Origin of the sequence: Aquamicrobium aerolatum DSM 21857 (assembly GCF_900113935.1) — a bacterium.
GTDB lineage: Bacteria > Pseudomonadota > Alphaproteobacteria > Rhizobiales > Rhizobiaceae > Aerobium > Aerobium aerolatum.
Genome location: NZ_FORF01000008.1, coordinates 78,342 through 99,761, shown reverse-complemented (window position 1 = coordinate 99,761; position 21,420 = coordinate 78,342). Strand labels below are relative to the sequence as shown.

Genomic DNA, 21,420 nt, shown 5'->3' with positions numbered 1-21,420 from the left:
CTGCAGCAGGCTTGTTCCGGGGCCAGACCAATGCGCATACTTGTAGTTGAAGACGATCCGCTGCTGCTCGACGGCCTTACCGCCGGGCTCGGGCTTGCATCGTTCACAGTCGATGCCGTGTCGACCTGCGAAGATGCTTATGCAGCGCTTGAGGCCAACGAGTATCGCGCAGTGGTGCTCGACCTGATGCTGCCAGACGGGTCCGGTCTCGACATTCTCGCCTCCTTGCGGAAACGGCAGAACACCACTCCGGTCGTGCTCCTGACGGCCCGCGATCAGATCGAGGATCGGATCGCGGGCCTTGATGCAGGCGCGGATGATTATGTCGGCAAGCCTTTCGACCTTGATGAGCTGGCCGCACGCGTGCGCGCTGCCGCTCGCCGCGGCGCGGGACTTGCCTGCGCAATACTGGAATGGAACGGCGTCGTGATGGATACCGCCCAGCAGACCGTCGCCAAAGACGGCCTTTCGGTTTCCGTCACCCGCCGCGAATTTGGTGTCCTGCGCAAACTGCTGGAACATCCCGGCTCGACCGTCTCCAAGGCGGCGCTCGAGGATGCGCTGTATGGCTGGCAGGAAGAAGTGGAAAGCAACGCGGTCGAGGTGCACGTCCACAATCTGCGCAACAAGCTGGGCTCCAGCTTCATCAAGACCGTTCGCGGTCTCGGCTATCGCCTTTCGGAGGAATGCCGATGACGTCGATACGCTCGCGCCTGCTGACCATCCTCATCGCCTCGACCGGTCTGATCTGGCTCTTCGCGGTGGCGTGGATCTATATCAGCACGCAGGCCGAGGTCGAGCGGGTGCTGGATGCGCGCCTGACCGAAGCTGCCCGGATGGTCAATTCGCTGCTGGCCGAACGCAAGGTCGAAATGGCGCTCGCGACCGACACCGCCGGCGATGCGCCGGTCCAGTTTCAGTTCGGGGATGCTTCCTACGAAAGACAATTGTCGTGCCAGATCTGGTCGCTGGACGGCAAGCTCATCGGCAGATCCGAGCATGCGCCCAGCGGACAGTTGACCCAATCAGAAAGCGGCTTTTCGCAAAGCGTCATCAATGGCGAGACGTGGCGCGTCTATTCCATTGAAAATGCCAGCCTTGGCGTCCGGGTCATGGTGGGCGACAGCATTGCCGTGCGCGACCGTCTGGTAGGCGACGTGGTCAAGGGCCTGGCAATCCCCGCCATCCTGATCCTGCCTTTTCTTGCAGGCGCGATCTGGATCAGCGTGCGGCGCGGGATGCGTCCGCTCAACGATATGGCAACAGCGTTGTCCTCTCGCGCAGCAAATGATCTGCAACCGCTGCCCCAACAAAGCCTGCCCGATGAAATCGTGCCGGCCGTCCACGCCCTCAACGGGCTTTTCCAGCGCGTGCAGGAAGCGCGCGAACGTGAAAAGAACTTCACCACCTTCGCCGCACACGAATTGAAAACGCCTCTGGCCGGGTTGAAAACCCAGGCTCAGGTGGCGCTGGCAAGTCAGGACGGAGATGTGCACGAAAACGCCCTTCGCCAGATTGCCGCTGGCGTTGACCGGACATCGCGACTGGTCCGGCAATTGCTCGACCTGTCGTCGGTCGAGGCCTCGGACCGGGCGCCCAACGCATCGAGCATCCGTATTGCCGACATAGTCAGGCGGATTGCTGCGGACATGCCGTCCGAAAACGCCCGGATTTCGATTGGCGGCGATCTCGAAGCTTCCCAAAGTACCGACGCGGTTCTCCTCACGCTCGCCATACGCAATCTGATCGAAAACGCACTGCTCCACTCGCAAGGCACGGTTCAGGTCGGGATCGCGCAGGATGCGCATCATCTGCGCGTATCTGTCGAAGATGATGGGCCCGGCATCAGCGAAGATGAGCTGCCGCGCGTGACCGAACGCTTCTTCCGCGGAAGATCGAAATCGCCCACCGGAAGCGGGCTAGGCCTTGCCATCGTGAAGGAAGCGGCATCCCGGCTGGATGGCAGGCTGATCTTCGAAAACCGGTTGCCGTCCGGCTTGCGAGCCACACTTGAACTGCCGGCGAGCCCGTCGCGATGAACCGCCGTTCCTTGCTGTCCGGGCTGATCGCTGCGGCGGCGATGTCGGGCAAAAGCCATGCGGCGCGGGGCGTAAGCCTGCACGAGATAGCGTTCGACCCGGCGCTTCCGGTGCTCGGCAATCCTCAGGGCGATGTGACGATTGTCGAGTTTTTCGACTATGCCTGCCCGTCCTGCAAGGCGATCCATCCGCAGCTGAAGCAGATGGTGGCGACAGACGGCAATATTCGCCTTGTCATGAAGGACTGGCCGATCAACGGCGAGATCGTGCTTTACGCGGCGCGCATGGTTCTGGCAGCGTCGAGCCTTGGCTTCTACGAAAAGGCGCATGTGGCTGTGATGAACATCACGACACGGGCGCTGACACACCGCAATATCGACGGCGCATTGCGGGATGCGGGCGTCGCACCTGCGGCAGTTCGCGATGCGCTCGATCTGAACATGGCCGCGATCGACGCTCTACTGGAGCGCAATCGTGCTCATGCGGCGCGCCTGCAACTGATCGGCACGCCGTCTTTCCTGATCGGAAGCCGCCTGTATCGCGGCTCCCTCACCCCCGAGCAGATCAGTTCGGCTGTGGCTGCGGCCAGACACCGTTAGACAACAGTGCCGAAGCCTCATACTGGCTGAGGAACACCTTGCCGGTGAGATCTTCCAGAAAACTGGAGCGCTTCAGGCGATCCATGACTGGCCCCTTCACCTCCGACAGATGCAGCGTGATCCCGGCATCGTTGAGGCGATGATTGATCTCCTCAAGGCTTTCAAGCGCTGACGCGTCAATCGCATTGACAGCCGAACACATCAGGACAACGTGCTTGACGTTCGGCCTTTCCGCGACAAGCGCGGCGATCCGGTCCTCAAGATAACGCGTATTGGCAAAATAGAGGCTTTCATCGACGCGCACGGAGAGGAGCTGCGGCGACGTCATCACCTGATGCCGCTCAATGTTTCGAAAATGCTCCGTGCCCGGCACCTGCCCCACCACGGCCATGTGCGGGCGTGAGGTACGATAGAGATGGAGCACGAGCGACAGCAGGACGCCGATGACCACGCCTGCCTCGACACCAAGGAACAATGTGCCAAGGATCGTCGCCGCCATCGCAGAGAAATCGGCTCTGGAATACGCCCAGACGCGCCGGATTGCTTTGAGATCCACCAGCGAAAGCACCGCAACAATGATCGTCGCGGCCAGCGTCGCCTGCGGCAGGCTGGCGAGCAGCGGTGTCAGGAACAACGTTGCGAGCGCAATTCCGACCGCTGTGTAGATGCCCGCAGCCGGTGTCTCGGCACCCGCATCGAAATTGACCACGGACCGGGCAAAGCCTCCCGTCACCGGATATCCTGCCGAAATGCCGGCGGCGATATTGGCCGCCCCGAGGCCGATCAATTCCTGGTCGGGAACAATTCGCTGCCGCCTCTTTGACGCAAGGGTCTGCGCCACCGACACGGATTCCACGAAACCGATCAGGCTGATCAGCAAGGCCGGGCCTGCCAGGGCACGGACCATGTCGAAATCGATCGCAGGCAAGCCGGGCACGGGAAAGCCTTGCGGGATTGCCCCGACCAGCGCCACGCCCTCCTTGCCCAGATCGAGCACGGATGCAGCCAGAATCGTCGCCGCCACCGCCACCACGGGGCCAGCCTTGGTGATGACGTCGGCCATCCGGCTGCCAAGTCCAAGCCCCATCAACAGCGCCTTGAGCTTGAGCCGCACAAAATAAAGGAAAGCCAGCACGCCAAGACCAATGACCAGTGTCGGCATGTTGATGGCGTTCAGATTGGTCAGAACACCACGCGCAATCTCTGGCAGCGTATTGCCCGCGGCCTGAATGCCCAGCAGATGCTTCAGCTGACCGGCAGCGATCAGCAGACCGGATGCGGTGATGAAACCCGAGATGACCGGATGGCTCAGGAAGTTGGCGACGAAGCCGAGCTTGAACAGGCCCATTGCGATCAGCATCAGCCCCGACATCAAGGCGAGCAACGTGGCGGCAACCAGATATGCGTTCGTACCTTGCGCGGCAATCTCGCCGACAGCCGTCGCGGTCATCAGCGAGACGACAGCGACCGGCCCCACGGCAAGCGTGCGGCTGCTGCCGAAGATGGCATAGGCGACCAGCGGCAGGACCGACGCATAGAGCCCGACTTCAGCCGGCAGGCCAGCCAACATTGCATAGGCCAGCGACTGCGGGATCAGCATGATCGTCACGATCAGCGCCGCGATCATGTCGTTCGTGAAGGTCGAGCGCTGGTAGCGCCGACCCCAGTCGAGGATCGGCAGGGTACGTGCCAGCCGTGTCATCATGGATACTCCAAAGTTTCAGGCGAACGCCTATGCCCGTTTTTCTGCCAGCAGCCGTGCGCCCCACATGCCCGCAATCATTGATGGCACGAAGGCAAGAGCACCGGTCGTGCCAAGTCCGATGGCGGTCAGCGCAGGACCGGGGCAAAAGCCACCGAGCCCCCAGCCAATGCCAAAGATGGCCGGCCCGACGATGACTCTGGCGTCAATATCCTTGCGGGTCGGCAGATGGAAGGTTTTTCCTGCGATCGGCGCATCACGACGCAAGACGAGGCGGAACCCGACAAAGGCAACCACGACCGCGCCACCCATCACGAAGATCAGCGAGGGATCCCAGGTGCCGAAGAGGTCAAGAAAATTGAGGATCTTGGCCGGATCGGCCATGCCGGACACGACCAGCCCCGCACCAAAGAGCAGGCCCAGAACCAGATTGACAAGAAACGACATCCGATCAGCCTCCAATAACGTGACGAACGACAAAAACGGTGATGAAGGCCGTCGCCATGAAAGTGGCGGTTGCCACCATCGAACGCGTCGACAGGCGTGAAAGACCGCAGACGCCGTGCCCCGACGTGCAGCCATTGCCCCAGACCGAGCCAAATCCCACAAGCAGGCCGGCAACGATCATCAGCGGCACATTGGCGGAGACCGTCTGCGCGACGGGAGCACCATTCATCACCGCAATCAGCAATGGAGCCGCAACGATGCCGGCGACAAAGCCAAGGCGCGACAGAAAGGCCCCGTCGCGGTAAGGCGGCAGCAGGCGCCCCGCAATCCCCGAAATGCCGGCAATGCGCCCTTCCCACATCATCAGCAGCACCGCCGAAAGGCCGATCATTGCGCCGCCGACAAGCGACGCGAGCGGAGTAAATTCAGTCATTGATCCTGTCCTTGCCCGACATTCTGCGGCTTGCAGAACATCACGTACATCTGTTCGATGAAGTCTTTCACCCGCCCGTCCGCCAGGCGATAGAACATGTTTTTCGATTCCTTGCGTCCGACAATCAGCCCCGCGTCCCTGAGCTCTGCAATCTGCTGCGAAAGTCCGGGTTGGCGAATGCCAAGTGTGTCTTCAAGTTCACGAACCGAACGCTCGCCCTCAACGAGCGCGCAGGCGATCATCAGCCGCGAAGGGTGAGCAAACTTCTTGATGAAGTCCGCCGCCTCTGCCGCGTTGGCCACCAGATCGGCTGTTCTGGGCTCAAGCTCGGTGTTCATCGGTCGTCCCACGCCACGCCTTCCAGCGCGTCCAGAGGAAATTTGAGATAGCGTTTGCCATTGGCTTCAGGCTCCGGCAGGCGCCCGCCATTCATGTTGACCTGCAACGCATGGAGGATCAGCTTCGGCATGGCCAATGTCTTGTCGCGCGCGGAGCGCACCGCCACGAACTCGGCTTCAGTGGCGCATTTCGACATGTGGCTGTTCTGCGCCTTCTGCTCTGCAACGGTCGATTCCCACAGCGGCTCGCGTCCGCCCGGCTGATAGTCATGACCGGTGAAAATGCGCGTCTCGTCCGGCAGGGACAGAATTTCCATGATGGAGCGATAAAGACGACTGGCACTGCCGCCCGGAAAGTCCGCCCGTGCGGTGCCGGAATCCGGCATGAACAGCGTATCATGCACGAAGGCGGCATCTCCGATGACATAGGTGATCGAAGCAAGCGTATGCCCCGGCGAGAACAGGACGCGCGCTGGAATGTTGCCGACGGAGAACGTGTCACCCTCGGCGAAAAGCCGGTCCCATTGCGAACCGTCGGCGCGAAATTCCGGCCAGTGGTAGATTCCCTTCCAGAGCTGCTGAACCTCGGTCACCTTCTCGCCGATTGCCGTTGGCGCTCCCGTGACAGATTTCAGATAGGTCGCTGCGGAGAAGTGATCGGCATGCGGATGCGTGTCGAGGATCCATTCGACCTCGAGCCCCTCCTGCTTCACATAGGCGAGGATTTCGTCCGCGCTGGCGGTCGTCGTCGTGCCCGACTTTTCGTCGAAGTCGAGAACAGCATCGATGATCGCACATTTTTTCGTCTGTGGATCGCTGACGACATATTGAATCGAGAATGTCCGCTTTTCAAAAAAGCCCTTCACGATCGGCTTGGCAGTGCTCATGAGATGTCCCTCTCGTTTGACAAATATGGCCGTCAGTTATTGGAGTTGGCATCAAGCCAGCGAACTGCGCCGGCAAGATCGAGACCCAGCGACTGACCAAGGGAAAGAATGTCGTCACGGCTCATCCGGCCGTCGAGAGCTTCGCCGATGGCATAGAGGCTGGCGGATCTGGTTCCGGTCTTGCAATGCGCCAGAACAGGCCCATCGGCAGCCGACATCGCGGCCTGAAACGCCCGGACTTCGTCGAGCGAATATTGCCCCGGAGCAACAGGAATATGGCTGTAGCCCAGCCCAAGATCGGCAGCCGCAGCTGCATTTTCCGCAGCACTTGGCTGCCCCGGCTCCTCGCCATCCGGGCGATTATTGATGATTGCTGTCACCCCCGCCGCCTTTGCCTTCGCAAGATCGGCCGCCGTGACCTGTGTGGACACATGAAGTTTGGCTGAAACCTGTTTCATCTCTCGAACCTCGATATGCATTCTGTTGAGATGCACATAATAACGATTGCAAAATTATGCAACTATTTTTTCGAAATCGTTGAGCATGGATCGAAAAGGGATTTTACGCGCCCATAAATCGTCTTAGTTCGTCCCTACGTTTGATTACATCGCCACGCGGGACGCGCAGTTTCCAGCAATTGGGAGCAGCACATAGCCGGAGCTGAACAGGACCAATAATAGTTTTCAGGACTTATATTAATTATACAATGGAGACTCCCGATGCTAAACGATACAATTACACATATTGCTATCGCCACGGTCATTTCTCTACAACTCGCCGGCAACGCGGCAGCAGAAAATACCTCCCCGACAACACCACAAGCAGCCCACGAGTCGACTAGCATCACAGCCCTGCTGAATGATGGCTGGGGCGAAGCCACCCTGGCTGGCGTGGTGCGCGACAATGACAAGATGACCGTTCGCGTGCGCTTCACAAAGGCAGAAGAAGCGAGCGGATCGAGAATAATCTACGGCACACTTTCCAGTAATATCTGGGAATCTGAGATTTATGTTGTGTCCGGAGAGAAGAAATACCTGCTTCTGACGGACAGCAAAGGCAAGCCCTTGGCGTCCAGCAACCTCCAGCTGGATGATAGAGGCCCACAGGCAGGCGCATGGCACGGCACCTTCCCCGCGCCGCAAGCCGGTGCCAGCGCAACGCTGCAACTCCCTGGAATGGAGCCGCTCGGCCCATTCACCGTGCCAGAATAAGCCGCCATGGCACAAAGACTAAATCCCCAAAGCGGTCCGATCCTTGCTGTCCTAGCGACACTGTTCATGCCCCTGCCAGCCGGGAGCGCGGAACAGGACAGCGACAGCATTCGCGACCTCGTCCCGACTGTCCTCGAATTGAAGGCAACGATCCAGGACATGAGATCCGACGTGCACGACATCTCGGAAGCAGCACGGGAAACCATCGAACGCAGCGGCGACATCAAACTGCGGGAAACTAAGGACAATTTTGTCCTCTCACTCGCCAGCGACATACTCTTTGCGTTCGATAGTTTTGAATTGTCCGCCGAAGCGCGCGACGCCCTCAACGACGTTGCGAAAATCGTCTCCACGTCGAGTGCCGGACAGATCACCGTTCTGGGACACACCGATTCCAAGGGAACCGACAGCTACAATATGGAGCTTTCACAACGCCGCGCCCGCTCAGTCGCCGATTTTCTGACTGCGCAGGGAATATCGAAAACCCGCCTTGTCGTCGAAGGGCGTGGCGAGGCCGAACCCATTGCGGACAACACGCGCAATGGGCGCGACTTTCCAGAAGGGCGGGCTCAAAACCGCCGGGTGGAATTTGTCGTGCCAAAGTCTCTGCTGCGCAATTAGACTATCGTGGCGATGTCGTACAAAGTGTCGCTACCGGATTCATCCAGTTGACGAGATCGTCACGCAAGTGACGAGCTAACTACAGGAGTCTTTTCCATGGCCATCAGCCGCAAACAGGAAGAACGTGCACTGACCAAACCGGAGCGGGAACTTGTCTCCAAAAGCCGGCATCCCGCGGTGCAGGAACTGGCAGACAAGGAGCTGTCGAGCCTGAGCAAACTGGTTCGCGAGCGACGTGACAAGGCGCGCGACGAGGTGCAACGCCGCCGGCGCGAAATCCGCGGCAAAGCTGCTCCGAAGGGAACCGAAGCCGCCACGTCCGCCGACGGCAACAAGGCAAAGCTGGAGGTTCTGGCCGCCGCCATGCAGCGCCTCAATGCCGAGCGCACGAGGCGCGAGCAGATGGCGGCACAGCTGTCGCAAGCCGAATTGTCGCGCCACGCTCTCGAACTCAAGCGCAAGTCGCACGATGATGACGGCGCACCGTTCAACACCCGGCACGCACATCGCGGGATGCGCAAGGTAACATCCGATCGCGCGAAGGACCTCGTCAGACCGATGGAACTCGGACGCCTGCGCAAAGCCTCCTCCGTCTCTCAGGCGAAAAGGGACAGTCGCTGACCCCGCCATGACCCGCCCTCACCGCCGGCGCACACAAAGCCGCCGACGGTGAGCGATTATTTGGACCGGTCCGAGCTTCGTCTCCCGGCCCCTTGTCAGGGTGCAGACTGGTTTTCAGGTGTAGTGCCGAGCGACGCCGCCGGCCTTCCTTGCCGCGCCTGTTTACGCCGGCCGCCATATTCACCCCGCCCACCTCACTGCCTCACGGGCCGGTTGATGAAGTAATCCTCCGGAATCAAGACCGGTTTTTTCGCGCCCAATTAGCGGCTGCAAGTGATTTGCTGCGCGATCTTCAGCACATTCAAGACATCATGAACGACGAATTGCGTCTGTTCTGCCGAATTTCTTGTCCATTGATCACTGTATTTTTGAGTGCCAATTAGAACAAGACTACACGCTCAGATCGGCAACAGTCACGGCGCAGCTATCAGCCTGCTGAGCAAGGAATTTCACGCCGAACATCGAGCTAATATATTGAGATCACAACTGATTTCTCAAAATAGCATGGCATCTTGTCGCTACGAAATAGCAACTTTTCGCAACCCAAGTCCGGTTAATTATAAAATTGACTCACTAAACAAGAACTATGATGCATGCCATCAATTACAGTGGTGATATCTATTTAGAAATTTGCGCATGTTTTTTCGCTAGACTCCTCACACTTACTTTGCATACTCCCGATCAGCTTGCGGGTATTAGTGATGGGGAGAATATCTATGGCCAAGGGGAGACTCAGTGCTGACATGAAGGATGTTGAACGTCCTTCTCATCGTGCAGAAGCTGGTCGATGGCTTAGATTGAAACGTGAAGCTGCCGGACTTACTCAGCGAGAACTCGCAGAGAAAGTCGGCGCTCTTTACTATACTTATATCTCACAAGTAGAGCTCGGTCAGGGAAAGATCATTCCTGAACGCTGGTCAGCTTGGGCAGAGGCATTGGATGTCCATCCGCGCATTTTCTCGATGAAGATGCTGCAGTCCTACGAGCCCTATGCCTACAAGATGATTTTCGGCGACGAAGAGATCTGAAAACAAATTCAAATCGATCGCATTCGCAGATTCACTGGCGTGCATGCAAAACCAGTGGGCATTGCAGTCAAGACGGGGATTCTTCTTGCCTGCAATTATTGACGTCAAGCCAATACACTATGGAGAAATGGTAATGGCACTTTCATTCGATGCTAACTACTATCTGAGCGCGCGACCGGACGTGTTCCACGCGTTCGTCGCGACCGCTGGCGCAACCGGCAAGACATGGGCTGAATTCGCCGAAGAGCACTACAACACCTTCGGGCGCTTTGAAGGTGCCAACCCGAACGCAACCTTCAACACCGACGAATACCTCGCCGCCAACCCGGACGTAGCTGCCGCTGGCGTCAACCCGTTCACGCACTACCTGCATTTCGGTGCCGCCGAAGGCCGCGCGCCAAGCGATTCATTCCCAAGCTTCGCTTCGTTCGACTCTGCAGCCTATCTCGCCGCTAACCCGGACCTCGGCGCTGCCGGCATCGACACCGCTGAAGAGGCATACGCCCACTTCGTGATCTTCGGCCAGTTCGAAGACCGTCCAGGCGCGCCAGCTGTTGACAATGGCCTGCCGGGTGTCGAAATCAATCTCACGGTTGGTCCGGATGACCGCACCGGCACCAAGGGCAATGATACATTCAACGCTCTGCCAATTGATGCCAACGGAAATGTTGCTTCGACCCTCACCGCATTCGACAAACTCGACGGCGGCGCAGGCATCGATACGCTGAATATCTACACGACTGCTACGGAAAACGCCGTTTTCCCTGCGAATGCCACGATCAAGAACATCGAGATCGTCAACATCCACAACAGCGGTGCAGCTGCTGCTTTGGGTGATGCGTCCAAGTATGAGGGCGTTACCGCGCTGAACCAGATCGGTGCAAACGCCGCTGCTGTAACCAATCTGGCGGCTACGACTACTGCCGGCTTCAACAGTACGACGAGCAATTTGTCGGTGCAGGCTGCCGCCACTGCAGCTACCTCAACTGTCGCGCTGACGAACGTAGCGGAAGCCGCTTCGCTAACTGTGTGGGCTGCCCCTGGTGGCGTGTTGAACTCGGTGAAAGTGTCCGGCACGCGCGTTGACGCAACGCCAGATACGCCCATCAACAACCTCGGTCTGGTCGTAGCTGCAGGCAAGAACGTTGAGTCCTTGGCGCTTGATGTGGCTGTCAACAGCACGCTCACCTTGAGCAACGAAGCCGGCTCCACCAAGGCTCTCTCGACTGTCGACGCCTCGGCCTCCACTGGCTCGCTGACCTATGTTGGTGCTGCGGCTGTCGCCAACATCAAGACCGGTGCTGGTAATGACGCGGTAACGCTGGCAACGGCGATGACTGCGACGTCCAAGGCTGCTTCGGTGTCGACCGGCGCAGGTAACGATACCATACACGTAAATGCAACCGCAGCAGCTGCTGGCGCGACGGTTGCTGTCGATGCCGGCGAGGGCAACGACACCATCAACCTTTCCATCGATGCTAACGCTAATTATGACGTCAAGGCCGGTGCTGGTGATGACACCGTCGTGATCACCGGGACAGTCAAGACCACCGACAAGATCGATGGTGGCGACGGCATTGACACCGTATCGCTTGCCAGCAAGGCAGCCTATGTTGCCGACGACTACATTGTCGTAAACAAGGTTCTGACGAACTTCGAAACCCTGAAGTTGACGGGTGCCACCGCAATCGTAAATCTTGACGCCTCCAAGCTCGCTGCGAACTACACCACGATCGATCTGAACACCGGATCGAGTGTCGTGAATGTCGGAACGCAGGCGCTGGTTGCCAATGGTAATCTGACCGCAACCGCCAGCGGTACCGATGTTGGTGCTACTCCTAAGGTCTACGCAGGCTCCTTGAACATCACCGAGAAGGCAACAGGCACGATCACGGCGAATGCCGCTACGGTGGACCTCACCGTTGACGCTTCTGCTGCTGCGGCCGTTACTGCGACCTTGGCAGGCTTCGCCCAGTCGGCCAGCGTCAATCTGGTCCAGGCTCTGAAGGCGGATGGGACTGGTTATGTGGGCACTGCTGGGTTCAGCCTCACAACTGCTGCCGGTACACAGGCTGATCTCACCACCCTGACGCTGTCAGGCAATGGTATCGGAACGATTGACAACGCAGCCGGCAAGCTGATCACCATCGACGCCTCCGGGCTCAACAGCGTGACGTTCGATGGCAAGGCGGCTGCCGGGTTGAACTACACGTCCAGCAACGCAGCGGCGGAGACGATCAAGCTGGGTGCTGGCATTGACCTCATCAAGCTCACTGCGTCCACCGTGGGTGCAACTGATACCGTTGAAGGCCTGAACCTGGTCCTCAACGCTGCAGGGACCGCACTGGATGCTACATCGGACAACATCGATCTAGCCGCGGTTGCGACTTTCAAGAAGTTCACCACGAGCCACACCGACCTCGAGCTGGCGCTGAAGGACGCTGCGGCTTTGGGTGACAATGATCTCGTCTTCCAGATGGGTGGCAACACCTACATCTATCAGGATCTTGGTGGCGGCAATCTCGTGGAGACCTCCGATACCCTGGTCAAGCTGACAGGTCTCGTTGATCTCGACGCCCTGATCGTCGCGCTTGCTTAACGCGGCCTCGTAGGTTTTCCAAAGCTTGATCCCCGAATTCCGCCCATAGGGGCTGGGTTCGGGGAGAAAGTGCAAGAACCCTCAAGACCTTCCGAATTAAAAATTTCGATCTCGGGTCGCCGATAATCGAAGGAAGAAACCCCCTGTGCAAACCGGGGGTTTCTTTTTGCCAATAAGTAGAGGCAAACATGGAGGGGAAACGCATGACCAACTGGAACTCCGGCTACGTCACCGATCTCGGCTATACTTTCGGCTTCTATCGCGAGCTGACGCCGCATATTCAGAATTTCAGCGCCCTCACCAAAGGAGTGCATCCGCAGGGCGGGACGGAACCCCTCGCCTATTGCGAACTTGGCTGCGGGCAGGGTTTTTCGACCAACCTTCTTGCCGCCGCCAATCCGCACATCGAATTTTACGCCACCGACTTCAACCCGGCACAGATTGCCGGTGCGCGCCGTCTGGCTGCTGCAAGTGGCACGTCCAACGTCAAGTTCTTCGACGACAGCTTTGCCCAGTTCGAGGCGCGGGCCGATCTGCCGCAATTCGACGTCATTGCGCTGCATGGCATCTATAGCTGGATCGCCAAGGCGCATCGCGACACCATCGTCCGCTTCATCGACGCGCGGCTCAAGCCCGGCGGCCTCGTCTACATTTCCTATAATTGCCTGCCCGGCTGGGCCGGTCCGTCGCCGCTGCGCCAGCTGCTGCATCTCGTCGGCACCGCCACCCCCGGTACCATGACACACAAGATCGAGACCGGCCTTGCCTTCATCGACCGCATGAAGGCCGCGAATGCGCGCTATTTCGCTACCGTCCCCGGCATCGCCGAACGCATCGAGCGGCTGCGCGGCCAAAGCCGCAACTATCTCGCCCACGAATATATGAACGCCGACTGGACGTTGTTCTATCATTCCGACGTAGCGCAGGAACTTGCCGCCGCGCGGCTCAGCTTCCTCGGCTCCGCCCATCTGTCCGATCACGTCGACGCTATCAACCTGACAGCCGATCAGCAGGCGATCCTCGCCGAGACAGTCAATCCCGGCCTGCGCGAAACCCTGCGCGATTACATGATCAACCAGCAATTCCGTCGCGACATCTTTGCGCGCGGCACGGTTGCGCTGACGCAGGGAGAGGCGCGCGAAATCTGGCTCGACAGCCGCTTTGCGCTGTCTGCCCCGCGCGACACCATCACCATGAAAGTCACCGGCGCGCTTGGCGAAGCCGATCTGCAGGCAGACGTCTACATTCCGATGCTCGACGCCTTCGCCGCGCCGGTTGCCGCCGGGCGTTCGGCCGCGCTCAGCGTGCGTCAGCTTCTGGCCGACAATCCCGCTGTCGCCGCGCTCGGCTGGGCGCGCGTGCAGCAAGCGCTGATGGTGCTGGTCGGTGCCGGCCATCTGCAACCCTGCCCCGGCGATGCCAAAGGCGAGAACAAACGGCGCGACAGCGTCCGGCGTTTCAACCAGGTCGTGATGGAAAAGGCGCGTCACAGCGCCGATCTTGGATTTCTGGCATCGCCCGTCACCGGCGGCGGCCTTGCGGTCGACCGGTTCTCGCAGCTGTTCCTGCTGGCGCTGGCAAACAAGGAAAGCGATCCCGCCGACTTCGTCTGGCGCATTCTCGACGGACAAGGCCAGCGCATCGTCAAGGACGGGGCCGCGCTGCAGGACGCTGACGCCAACATCGCCGAATTGCGGGCTCGCTACGCCGCATTCGAAAAACAGCTGCCGACATTCCGCAGCCTTGGCATCTATTGAAAGCCCAACGACGACCAGCAAAAAGCGTTCAGCTGTCGCGTGTCAGCTGCGCAGGGAACCAAACCGCAGGATCAGCGTTGAGCAGACTTCCACAAAGCTTCGAACGAGCGCCGCACCGCAGTGTAGCGCGCTTCCATTGGGGAGGAATGCCGTGCACAAGCTTAGTCTGCCCGTCACAGTCGCCGTCGGCCTTTCCGGGTCACGCGATCTTTGCACCATTGAAGATCTGCTGGATTTTCTCGACGAATGGCCGCCGGCGCGCCGCGGCCCGATCCGCGAGGAGGTCCGGCGCATGTGTCTGGCGGTCTATGCCAGCGAGGCCAGCAGTGATGACGCACGCGACGCATTCGTAGCCTACGCGCGACTGCTCAACGTTTTGGAGGCGACTTTCGACCCGGTTCCGGGCCATGATCTCACCGCCGCCGACAGGGCTCATCGCAAGCTCCACAAAGCGCCTGTTCATGGCGGATCTCGCGCTGGCGTCGGATCTCGGCGCTAACCGCAGCCGGGCACGCGCGCCCGAAACAACGCCGCGCTGAAAACAGCACGATCCCGCACCTCAGAAGGTCAACACCAAGACCGCGCCGAGACAGTGTTGGGCAACCCAAAGGTCACCCAAAAATAAATTAGCAAAAACAATGATTTACAGGGAAAATGGTGGGTCCGGAGGGACTCGAACCCCCAACCAAGCGGTTATGAGCCGCCGGCTCTAACCATTGAGCTACAGACCCCACTGGCCTTGACCTAATTGGTTTTTCGCGACGGCACAAGGGTGCTGCCGCAATCCTCACATATTCCATGCGTAACAGGCGTTCAGGGACGAACACGCTTTGGAGAACTTCCATGAAGTTGAAACACGCATCGTTGTTGCTGCTTGGTGCAGCGCTGGCATTTCCGACAATTGCTGCCGCACAGGAGCAGCGTCCTACGCCCCGGATCCTGGTGACCGGACAGGGCGAAACCTCGATCGCGCCGGACATGGCCGTGGTCACCCTTGCGGTGATGCGTGAAGCTGAAACAGCACGCCAGGCGCTCGACCAGAACAACGACGCCATGGGGAACGTCATCGCGGCAATGAAGGAGCACGGCATCGAGCCGCGCGACCTGCAGACCGCCGGGCTCCAGATCAATCCGCGCTACGTCTATCCCAAGGACAATGATGGCGAGCAGCAGCCGCGCATTGTGGCTTATCAGGTCTCCAACACCCTGACGATCCGCGTCCGGAACATCGCCAAGGTCGGCGAGATCATCGACCAATCAGTCTCGCTGGGCGTCAATCAGGGCGGCAGCATCTCATTCGTCCACGACGATCCGAGCGCCGCGATGACGCAGGCGCGGATACGTGCGGTGGAAGACGCGATGGCGCGTGCTGGCACGCTCGCCAAAGCCGCAGGCGTCAGCCTTGGATCGGTACTGGAAATGTCGGAGCAGTCCTACGCCCCGCCGCCAATGCCGATCGGCGCGAAGGCCCTGCGCATGGAAGCGGCAGCGGCTGATGCCGTGCCGGTCGAAGCCGGCGAAAACACCTATCGCGTACAGGTCAACGTCACGTTCGAAATCGGCAAGGCTGCCGAGTAGCAGCCCTATGGGGAAATGAGACAGCCGGTTCGACAGGCTGGCGTCGACAGATCATGCGCTTCGCGAGGTCGAAGCGTTGACCGATCTGTCCTTCTATCTACGAGCGGGTGGCGGGAATTTATTGCGCCGATATGGCCTTCCGCCATTCGCCCCCCTCGACCCCTCGACGCGTCACAGAACCGCCGCGGGCGCTTTAACGATGCCGAAGTTGCCCAGGACCATACAGGACCACCTGCCACGCATGTCCTCTCCGGATTGTAGCGGGTCGCCCGGCAACCAACAGACGCGCAAAACAAAACCCCGCCAGAATGACGGGGTTTGTCAGAAGATTGTGGCGGCGCGATTGCTCGCGCCATTTATCAGATCTCATGCGCCGGCAGACCGGCGCTCGCAGTTCTTAGACTGCGGTCAGGTTCACTGCCTTAGGACCCTTGCCCATACGGTCCGGCTCGACCTCGAAGGTGACCTTCTGACCGTCGACCAGCGTACGCAGGCCCGAACGCTCAACTGCGGAGATGTGGACGAAAACGTCCTTCGCGCCGTCGTCAGGCGTGATGAATCCGAAGCCTTTGGTTGCATTGAAGAATTTTACGGTGCCGGTCTGGGCCATAAGGGAAAGCTCCTGTTCCCGTTTGTAAGCTGCTGCGCTTTGCGCAGGGTCGTGATCGTCGAGAGTTTACGTCGGGGAAAGGTCGTATGCAACGGTCCAGTCTCCGGGTCAGCAAATGCCCGAACAGTCCTTACATCGCATGGAATTGTGACAAGCACAAGGAGAGCATTGGTGCAGCCATACTATTTATTGGTCGACTCTACTCTCGATTTCAGCGCCTAGACCCAAAACGACACCCGTTTACCGTGCCCTGACAGTCACCGGCGCGATGCTTCCGCAACGTTTCGTGCCAAAGATGGCAAGGTAAGCATCGCTCGCCCTGCAGTTTAACTGGCTTTACAAAGAGTATCCGCCCCGCCGGCAAAATCTTTTGCTTGCCGTGCGAAAAAAAATGAAGGAAAGTTCGCGGCGTTCGGGCGCCAACCGGCCCGGAGACTGGAATAGGATGCCCTGGTGAATATCGATAGATCAAGACCAACTCAGATTTGGCAGACCGGGACGACCGCGAAATGAGAGGGTTCTGTCAAGACTCCGGCGCGACGCAAGCCGTTTCTTCTCCCCCAGTGAACGCACGAGACCACGCGGGTGCCGTGCACCCAAGCCGTATGAACAGCGGGAGATAGGAGCTTCCCATGGCCCAGAGCGGAACAGTCAAGTTTTTCAATCATGCAAAAGGGTTCGGCTTCATCACGCCGGACGACGGGCAGAAAGATGTGTTCGTGCACATCTCTGCGGTGCAGGCTTCAGGAATGAATGACCTGGAAGACGGCCAGAAGGTAAGCTTCGAGACCGAGCCGGACAAGCGCGGCAAGGGCCCCAAGGCGGTGAACCTGTCCCTGCTCTAAAGCATGTCTCCCGAAAGTCGAAACCGGTTTCGGGAAAAAGACATGCGTAAAAAACAGGGAACTAAAGCGTGTGCGGCGACGCTGAAGATCGCGACACGCTCAGGCCGATCAACGCACCAAACCAGCCTCAAGGCGCGTCATGGACGCGCCTTTTTTGATGCGGTGCCGCTTGCCGGTCTAAACCAGAAACGGATTGCTGCGACGCTCGTCGCCAAAGCGTCCGCCGGGGCCGTGGCCGCAGATGAAACCAATGTCATCGCCGAGCGGCAGCAGCTTTTCCTTGATCGAACGGATCAGCGCGTCATGGTCGCCGCCCGGCAAGTCGGTTCGTCCGATCGACCCCTGAAACAACACGTCGCCGACATGCGCGAACCCGGCCTTGCGATTGTAGAACACGACATGGCCTGGCGCATGCCCCGGACAATGAAGTATCTCGAACTCATGGCCGGCAAAGGACACCGTGTCGCCTTCCGCCAGATAGCGGTCGGGCGTGCAGTTGCGCACATCGCCGGTTAGTCCGAAGCGCGCTGCCTGATTTTCCAGATTGGCCAGCAAGGGTGCATCGGCCTCGTGCGGTCCGATGATGTCGACACCCAGCGCTTCCTTCAGCTCCATCGCGCCGCCCGCATGGTCGATATGACCATGGGTGATCCAGATCGCTTCCACCGTGATGCCGTTTTCCTTCAGCGCCGTAAGGATCTGAGGCACGTCGCCGCCCGGATCGACCACGACCCCGCGCTTTTCCGCATCATCGAAAAGAATCGTGCAGTTCTGCTGAAACGGCGTCACGGGAATGACCCCGGCTCTCAATTCACCCATCATTGTCTCCTGTGCTGAAGACAGCCTAGCGCATCTCTTCCGAAAGTGGGACCGGTTTCGGGCGTGATGCACTGATACCGAATAGCGCATGTCTCCCGAAAGTGAGAATCGGTTTCGGGACAAAGACATGCGTAAAAACAAGGAGCTAAAGCGCAACGAGCGAATCTGAAAGATTGCGACGCGCTTTGGCAGCGCGTGCATCGGGCACCAAACGCCAATCCGGCTTACACCCTCCCCGCACCTTGAGCGCACGAGAACACAAGAACCGGCCACGGGCGACGGCATCCCATCGCCCGCGCCGCTTGCATGACCCTGCACCAGTCCGCCTGACGCATGCCTCCCGAAAAGGGGGGAACCGGTGTCGGGATGAAGACATGCGTCAAAGCAAGGCGCTGAACCGCTCGCGGCGAAGCTGAAAGATCACAACGCGCTTTAGCGGTTCTTCATCACCGCACCGACGATGGCCGTGAGAATGGCGCCGCCGCCGACACCGCCCAGTGCATCGCCAAGCAGGCCACCAAGCCCACCTGCTGAAGCGGCGTCGATCCCTGCTCCACCGCCAAGCAGCATCCCGAGAAGCTGGCCGCCCGCGACGCCGCCAATGGCGCCGCTGAGGATCTTCGGCAGCTGTCCCATAGCTGCCTGCTTGACCGCCGCACCAACGGCCTGACCGCCAATGACACCGGCAATGACCTGAGTAATGATGGGTAGAAGTGCGTCCACGATCCCGTCCCTCCTGAAAAGCCGACTCAGATGTCGGCTCGCAGATGGGACGCCTCAATTGTGACAATGTCAAAAAAAAGAACCCGCACGCTGGCGTACGGGCTCTTTTCTTCTGCCTGGAGGACAGACTTTACTCGGCTGCAGCGCGCTTGGGCTGAACCTCGGCGGTGTAATCGTCCATCAGGGTCTTGGTGATCTGACCCGGCGTGAAGGTGTATTTGCCGATCTCGGCGACGGGCGTCACTTCTGCCGCCGTGCCGCACAGGAACGCTTCTTCGAAGCCTTCCAGCTCTTCCGGCATGATCGCGCGTTCGATCACTTCGATGCCGCGACGCTTGGCAAGACCGATCACGGTGCGGCGGGTGATGCCGTCGAGGAAGCAGTCGGGCGTCGGGGTCAGCAGCTTGCCTTCCTTGACGAAGAAGATGTTCGCGCCGGTCGCTTCGGCAACCTGGCCGCGCCAGTCGAGCATCATCGCGTCAGCATAGCCCTTGGCTTCCGCCGCATGCTTGGAGAGCGTGCAGATCATGTAGAGGCCGGCTGCCTTCGACTTGGACGGCGCAGTGCGCGGGTCGGGGCGGCAATATTCTGCGATGTCGAGGCGAATGCCCTTGAGGCGCTGCTCGGGGTCGAAATAGCTCGGCCACTGCCAGATCGCGATGGCGACGTTGATGCGGTTGGCCTGCGCCGACACACCCATGCTGTCCGAACCGCGCCAGGCGATCGGGCGGACATAGGCGTCGGTGAAGCCCTGCTTCTTCAGCAGCTCGCGGCTGGCATCCTCGATCTCGGCAACCGAATACGGAATGGTGAAGCCAAGAATGCGCGCCGACTCATGCAGCCGCTCGGTGTGCTCGGTCAGCTTGAAAATCTCGCCGCCATAGGCACGCTCGCCTTCGAACACCGCGCTCGCATAGTGAAGACCGTGGGTCAGCACATGAATCTTGGCGTCGCCCCATTTGACGAACTCGCCATTCATCCAGATGTATCCATCGAGCTGATCGAAAGGAACGGATGCCATAATATACTCCATAAGGGCCATCGCCCGGTTTTTGTTGGACGCGCGGCGGGCTCTTCGCTAACGGATGGGCTGAACCGCATTTCCACGCCGAATACGGGCGATTTGAAGGAAATTCCAGACAAATCGTCCGGGTCTTTCTTTTCGTTCGCGTTCAGCCTGAAACATTGTCAAAAATTACCACCACCCCTATTTTATGTCAACAAGGCTGACATAAAATTGAAAACAGGAGTCCAATCCGGCATGACCAAACCGAAGCATCAGCCCAGCGAGCCGATCAGAACCCCTCTGACGCCCCATGAAGGCATCGACTTCGGCATCATCGAGCTTCTCTTCTTTGCCTATCGCGACTTCACGTCGGACCCGGATCAGATCCTCACCGAGTACGGTTTCGGGCGAGCGCACCACAGGATCGTGCACTTCGTCAACCGGCGGCCGGGATTGACCGTGGCAGAACTTCTCGACGTGTTGAAGATCACCAAGCAAAGTCTGGCTCGTGTTCTCAAACAGTTGATCGACTCCGACTATATTGTTCAGGTGAAGGGGCCGCGCGATCGTCGCCAGCGGGAACTCTATCCGACGGCGAAGGGGCGCGAGCTTGCGCTGGCGCTCGCTGCGCCACAATCGCGCCGCATAGCACGGGCACTCGCTGAAACGACCTCGCATGAACGTGATACTGTCGAGCAGTTTCTCCAGGGCATGGTCAACCCGGAATTGCGGACACAGATCGGCAGCCGGTCGCGCCTTTCGGAAGATCCCTGTGGTGACCCGGATGGCAACGCAGGTTAAACTGCAGCAGCCTTGAGACCGACGATGACAGGGGAGATTCCATGACGAACGATGCGCGGATACCCGGCGACGACGCCCACCACCTGCTCGTTGTCGACGATGACACCCGCATCCGCACCTTGCTCAAGCAGTTTCTGTCGGAGAACGGCTACCGTGTCACGGTGGCCGGCAACGCGGCGGAAGCGCGGCGAAAGCTTGCCGGGCTTGATTTTGACCTGATCATTCTCGACGTGATGATGCCGGGCGAAACCGGCGTCCAGCTCACCCACGCGCTGCGTGAGGACAAGGATGTTCCGATCCTGATGCTGACCGCGCTGTCGGAAACCGACAGCCGCGTCGCCGGGCTGGAAGCTGGAGCGGACGACTACCTGCCCAAGCCGTTCGATCCGCGCGAATTGCTGCTGCGCCTCAACAACATCCTGCGTCGCGGCGGCACCCAGCAGACCCCGAAGGTCGAGCAGATCGTCTTTGGCCCCTACACCTTCCAGATCGCGCGGCGCGAACTGAAGAAGGCTGGCGAGCTGATGAAGCTGACCGACCGCGAGCAGGAGATCCTGGCGATCTTCGCCGAGCGCGCCGGCGACACGATCCCTCGCCACGAGCTTGTCGGCGCCGACACGGAAGTTGGCGAGCGGACCATCGACGTGCAGATCAACCGTCTGCGTCGCAAGATCGAACGTGATCCGTCCAACCCCATCTGGCTGCAAACCGTTCGCGGTGTTGGATACCGGCTCAGCGTCGAATAGACTGCCGGGG

The 21,420-nt window shown here is 59.5% G+C and carries 24 protein-coding genes and 1 tRNA gene; 14 read left to right on the top strand and 11 right to left on the bottom strand.

All coding sequences use genetic code 11. The features are described 5' to 3' along the window. The first annotated feature begins 30 nt into the window (after positions 1-30). Genes BMZ42_RS08390 through BMZ42_RS08380 form a run of 3 tightly spaced genes read left to right on the top strand, consistent with a single transcriptional unit; the run spans position 31 to position 2,638 of the window. Positions 31-696 carry a response regulator gene (locus BMZ42_RS08390; RefSeq protein ID WP_091520955.1) on the top strand — a complete coding sequence of 222 codons (666 nt, stop codon included), beginning with the start codon at positions 31-33 and terminating at the stop codon, positions 694-696. Further along, complete coding sequence (locus BMZ42_RS08385) at positions 693-2,039, top strand: ATP-binding protein (RefSeq protein ID WP_091520952.1); 1,347 nt, start codon at positions 693-695, stop codon at positions 2,037-2,039. Before BMZ42_RS08390 ends, BMZ42_RS08385 begins: the two co-directional genes overlap by 4 nt. Beyond that, complete coding sequence (locus BMZ42_RS08380; protein ID WP_091520951.1) at positions 2,036-2,638, top strand: DsbA family protein; 603 nt, start codon at positions 2,036-2,038, stop codon at positions 2,636-2,638. Before BMZ42_RS08385 ends, BMZ42_RS08380 begins: the two co-directional genes overlap by 4 nt. Here the strand turns inward: BMZ42_RS08380 and BMZ42_RS08375 are convergent. The 6 genes from BMZ42_RS08375 to BMZ42_RS08350 are packed head-to-tail and all read right to left on the bottom strand — an operon-like array spanning position 2,604 to position 6,903. Next, complete coding sequence (locus BMZ42_RS08375) at positions 2,604-4,340, bottom strand: SulP family inorganic anion transporter (protein ID WP_091521129.1); 1,737 nt, start codon at positions 4,338-4,340, stop codon at positions 2,604-2,606. The two genes, BMZ42_RS08380 and BMZ42_RS08375, sit on opposite strands and share 35 nt — an antisense overlap. Positions 4,341-4,370: 30 nt before the next feature. Continuing rightward, a complete protein-coding gene (locus BMZ42_RS08370) occupies positions 4,371-4,787 on the bottom strand; it encodes a YeeE/YedE family protein (RefSeq protein ID WP_091520948.1) in 417 nt (138 codons plus the stop codon). Between the two features lie 4 nt (positions 4,788-4,791). Further along, positions 4,792-5,220 carry a YeeE/YedE family protein gene (locus tag BMZ42_RS08365; RefSeq protein WP_091520946.1) on the bottom strand — a complete coding sequence of 143 codons (429 nt, stop codon included), beginning with the start codon at positions 5,218-5,220 and terminating at the stop codon, positions 4,792-4,794. After that, entirely contained in the window at positions 5,217-5,558 is a 342-nt protein-coding gene (locus BMZ42_RS08360) for an ArsR/SmtB family transcription factor (protein WP_091520944.1), read from the bottom strand. The genes BMZ42_RS08365 and BMZ42_RS08360 overlap by 4 nt, the downstream gene beginning before the upstream one ends. After that, a complete protein-coding gene (locus BMZ42_RS08355) occupies positions 5,555-6,445 on the bottom strand; it encodes an MBL fold metallo-hydrolase (protein WP_091520941.1) in 891 nt (296 codons plus the stop codon). Before BMZ42_RS08355 ends, BMZ42_RS08360 begins: the two co-directional genes overlap by 4 nt. A gap of 32 nt (positions 6,446-6,477) precedes the next feature. Continuing rightward, positions 6,478-6,903, bottom strand: a complete 426-nt coding sequence (locus BMZ42_RS08350; RefSeq protein ID WP_091521127.1) for a protein tyrosine phosphatase family protein — start codon at positions 6,901-6,903, stop codon at positions 6,478-6,480. Between the two features lie 261 nt (positions 6,904-7,164). On the opposite strand from BMZ42_RS08350, the gene BMZ42_RS08345 reads away from it, so the two are divergent. From BMZ42_RS08345 to BMZ42_RS17975, 7 genes are all read left to right on the top strand, one after another. Continuing rightward, a complete protein-coding gene (locus BMZ42_RS08345) occupies positions 7,165-7,656 on the top strand; it encodes a hypothetical protein (RefSeq protein WP_091520938.1) in 492 nt (163 codons plus the stop codon). Positions 7,657-7,662: 6 nt separating this feature from the next. Continuing rightward, entirely contained in the window at positions 7,663-8,277 is a 615-nt protein-coding gene (locus BMZ42_RS08340) for an OmpA family protein (protein ID WP_210185212.1), read from the top strand. Between the two features lie 96 nt (positions 8,278-8,373). Beyond that, complete coding sequence (locus tag BMZ42_RS08335; protein ID WP_091520933.1) at positions 8,374-8,898, top strand: hypothetical protein; 525 nt, start codon at positions 8,374-8,376, stop codon at positions 8,896-8,898. 716 nt (positions 8,899-9,614) lie between these two features. Beyond that, complete coding sequence (locus BMZ42_RS08330) at positions 9,615-9,926, top strand: helix-turn-helix domain-containing protein (protein WP_091520931.1); 312 nt, start codon at positions 9,615-9,617, stop codon at positions 9,924-9,926. 133 nt (positions 9,927-10,059) lie between these two features. Then, complete coding sequence (locus BMZ42_RS08325; protein ID WP_091520928.1) at positions 10,060-12,525, top strand: beta strand repeat-containing protein; 2,466 nt, start codon at positions 10,060-10,062, stop codon at positions 12,523-12,525. A gap of 203 nt (positions 12,526-12,728) precedes the next feature. Beyond that, positions 12,729-14,282, top strand: a complete 1,554-nt coding sequence (locus BMZ42_RS08320) for a methyltransferase regulatory domain-containing protein (protein ID WP_175556670.1) — start codon at positions 12,729-12,731, stop codon at positions 14,280-14,282. A 151-nt stretch (positions 14,283-14,433) separates the two neighbouring features. Beyond that, on the top strand, positions 14,434-14,781 hold the full coding sequence (locus BMZ42_RS17975) for a DUF982 domain-containing protein (protein ID WP_175556669.1): 348 nt from the start codon (positions 14,434-14,436) through the stop codon (positions 14,779-14,781). A gap of 156 nt (positions 14,782-14,937) precedes the next feature. Here the strand turns inward: BMZ42_RS17975 and BMZ42_RS08310 are convergent. Then, positions 14,938-15,013: transfer RNA gene (locus tag BMZ42_RS08310), tRNA-Ile, on the bottom strand. A gap of 112 nt (positions 15,014-15,125) precedes the next feature. On the opposite strand from BMZ42_RS08310, the gene BMZ42_RS08305 reads away from it, so the two are divergent. Then, the gene (locus tag BMZ42_RS08305; RefSeq protein WP_091520921.1) at positions 15,126-15,860 is read left to right on the top strand and encodes an SIMPL domain-containing protein; all 735 of its coding nucleotides are present in this window, start codon (positions 15,126-15,128) and stop codon (positions 15,858-15,860) included. Between the two features lie 397 nt (positions 15,861-16,257). On the opposite strand, the gene BMZ42_RS08300 is transcribed toward BMZ42_RS08305, so the two are convergent. Continuing rightward, on the bottom strand, positions 16,258-16,470 hold the full coding sequence (locus BMZ42_RS08300; protein ID WP_091520919.1) for a cold-shock protein: 213 nt from the start codon (positions 16,468-16,470) through the stop codon (positions 16,258-16,260). 632 nt (positions 16,471-17,102) lie between these two features. On the opposite strand from BMZ42_RS08300, the gene BMZ42_RS08295 reads away from it, so the two are divergent. Further along, complete coding sequence (locus tag BMZ42_RS08295; protein WP_091520917.1) at positions 17,103-17,315, top strand: cold-shock protein; 213 nt, start codon at positions 17,103-17,105, stop codon at positions 17,313-17,315. Between the two features lie 177 nt (positions 17,316-17,492). Here BMZ42_RS08295 and BMZ42_RS08290 read toward each other — a convergent pair whose 3' ends face one another. The 3 genes from BMZ42_RS08290 to BMZ42_RS08280 all read right to left on the bottom strand — a co-directional run bounded on the left by BMZ42_RS08290 (position 17,493) and on the right by BMZ42_RS08280 (position 19,878). Beyond that, positions 17,493-18,134 carry an MBL fold metallo-hydrolase gene (locus BMZ42_RS08290; protein ID WP_091521124.1) on the bottom strand — a complete coding sequence of 214 codons (642 nt, stop codon included), beginning with the start codon at positions 18,132-18,134 and terminating at the stop codon, positions 17,493-17,495. 432 nt (positions 18,135-18,566) lie between these two features. Continuing rightward, positions 18,567-18,857, bottom strand: a complete 291-nt coding sequence (locus BMZ42_RS08285) for a hypothetical protein (protein ID WP_091520914.1) — start codon at positions 18,855-18,857, stop codon at positions 18,567-18,569. 130 nt (positions 18,858-18,987) lie between these two features. Continuing rightward, positions 18,988-19,878 carry a branched-chain amino acid aminotransferase gene (locus BMZ42_RS08280; protein WP_091520912.1) on the bottom strand — a complete coding sequence of 297 codons (891 nt, stop codon included), beginning with the start codon at positions 19,876-19,878 and terminating at the stop codon, positions 18,988-18,990. Positions 19,879-20,118: 240 nt separating this feature from the next. Here BMZ42_RS08280 and BMZ42_RS08275 point away from each other — a divergent pair, with 240 nt between their 5' ends. Next, positions 20,119-20,664: a MarR family winged helix-turn-helix transcriptional regulator gene (locus BMZ42_RS08275; protein WP_091520910.1), complete on the top strand. Its 546-nt coding sequence runs from the start codon at positions 20,119-20,121 to the stop codon at positions 20,662-20,664. 41 nt (positions 20,665-20,705) lie between these two features. Further along, complete coding sequence (locus tag BMZ42_RS08270; protein ID WP_091520908.1) at positions 20,706-21,410, top strand: response regulator; 705 nt, start codon at positions 20,706-20,708, stop codon at positions 21,408-21,410. Positions 21,411-21,420 lie beyond the last annotated feature (10 nt).

What these genes read in the sequence shown, in the direction of transcription:
- BMZ42_RS08295 (WP_091520917.1), top strand. Translation starts at nt 17,103, where the DNA reads ATGGCCCAGAGCGGAACAGTCAAGTTTTTCAATCATGCAAAAGGGTTC.
- BMZ42_RS08330 (WP_091520931.1), top strand. Translation starts at nt 9,615, where the DNA reads ATGGCCAAGGGGAGACTCAGTGCTGACATGAAGGATGTTGAACGTCCT.
- BMZ42_RS08375 (WP_091521129.1), bottom strand. Translation starts at nt 4,340, where the DNA reads ATGACACGGCTGGCACGTACCCTGCCGATCCTCGACTGGGGTCGGCGC.
- BMZ42_RS08325 (WP_091520928.1), top strand. Translation starts at nt 10,060, where the DNA reads ATGGCACTTTCATTCGATGCTAACTACTATCTGAGCGCGCGACCGGAC.
- BMZ42_RS08340 (WP_210185212.1), top strand. Translation starts at nt 7,663, where the DNA reads ATGGCACAAAGACTAAATCCCCAAAGCGGTCCGATCCTTGCTGTCCTA.
- BMZ42_RS08345 (WP_091520938.1), top strand. Translation starts at nt 7,165, where the DNA reads ATGCTAAACGATACAATTACACATATTGCTATCGCCACGGTCATTTCT.
- BMZ42_RS08350 (WP_091521127.1), bottom strand. Translation starts at nt 6,903, where the DNA reads ATGAAACAGGTTTCAGCCAAACTTCATGTGTCCACACAGGTCACGGCG.
- BMZ42_RS08385 (WP_091520952.1), top strand. Translation starts at nt 693, where the DNA reads ATGACGTCGATACGCTCGCGCCTGCTGACCATCCTCATCGCCTCGACC.
- BMZ42_RS08355 (WP_091520941.1), bottom strand. Translation starts at nt 6,445, where the DNA reads ATGAGCACTGCCAAGCCGATCGTGAAGGGCTTTTTTGAAAAGCGGACA.
- BMZ42_RS08320 (WP_175556670.1), top strand. Translation starts at nt 12,729, where the DNA reads ATGACCAACTGGAACTCCGGCTACGTCACCGATCTCGGCTATACTTTC.
- BMZ42_RS08390 (WP_091520955.1), top strand. Translation starts at nt 31, where the DNA reads ATGCGCATACTTGTAGTTGAAGACGATCCGCTGCTGCTCGACGGCCTT.
- BMZ42_RS08270 (WP_091520908.1), top strand. Translation starts at nt 20,706, where the DNA reads ATGACGAACGATGCGCGGATACCCGGCGACGACGCCCACCACCTGCTC.
- BMZ42_RS08275 (WP_091520910.1), top strand. Translation starts at nt 20,119, where the DNA reads ATGACCAAACCGAAGCATCAGCCCAGCGAGCCGATCAGAACCCCTCTG.
- BMZ42_RS08290 (WP_091521124.1), bottom strand. Translation starts at nt 18,134, where the DNA reads ATGGGTGAATTGAGAGCCGGGGTCATTCCCGTGACGCCGTTTCAGCAG.
- BMZ42_RS08300 (WP_091520919.1), bottom strand. Translation starts at nt 16,470, where the DNA reads ATGGCCCAGACCGGCACCGTAAAATTCTTCAATGCAACCAAAGGCTTC.
- BMZ42_RS08370 (WP_091520948.1), bottom strand. Translation starts at nt 4,787, where the DNA reads ATGTCGTTTCTTGTCAATCTGGTTCTGGGCCTGCTCTTTGGTGCGGGG.
- BMZ42_RS08360 (WP_091520944.1), bottom strand. Translation starts at nt 5,558, where the DNA reads ATGAACACCGAGCTTGAGCCCAGAACAGCCGATCTGGTGGCCAACGCG.
- BMZ42_RS08280 (WP_091520912.1), bottom strand. Translation starts at nt 19,878, where the DNA reads ATGGCATCCGTTCCTTTCGATCAGCTCGATGGATACATCTGGATGAAT.
- BMZ42_RS08380 (WP_091520951.1), top strand. Translation starts at nt 2,036, where the DNA reads ATGAACCGCCGTTCCTTGCTGTCCGGGCTGATCGCTGCGGCGGCGATG.
- BMZ42_RS08335 (WP_091520933.1), top strand. Translation starts at nt 8,374, where the DNA reads ATGGCCATCAGCCGCAAACAGGAAGAACGTGCACTGACCAAACCGGAG.
- BMZ42_RS08305 (WP_091520921.1), top strand. Translation starts at nt 15,126, where the DNA reads ATGAAGTTGAAACACGCATCGTTGTTGCTGCTTGGTGCAGCGCTGGCA.
- BMZ42_RS08365 (WP_091520946.1), bottom strand. Translation starts at nt 5,220, where the DNA reads ATGACTGAATTTACTCCGCTCGCGTCGCTTGTCGGCGGCGCAATGATC.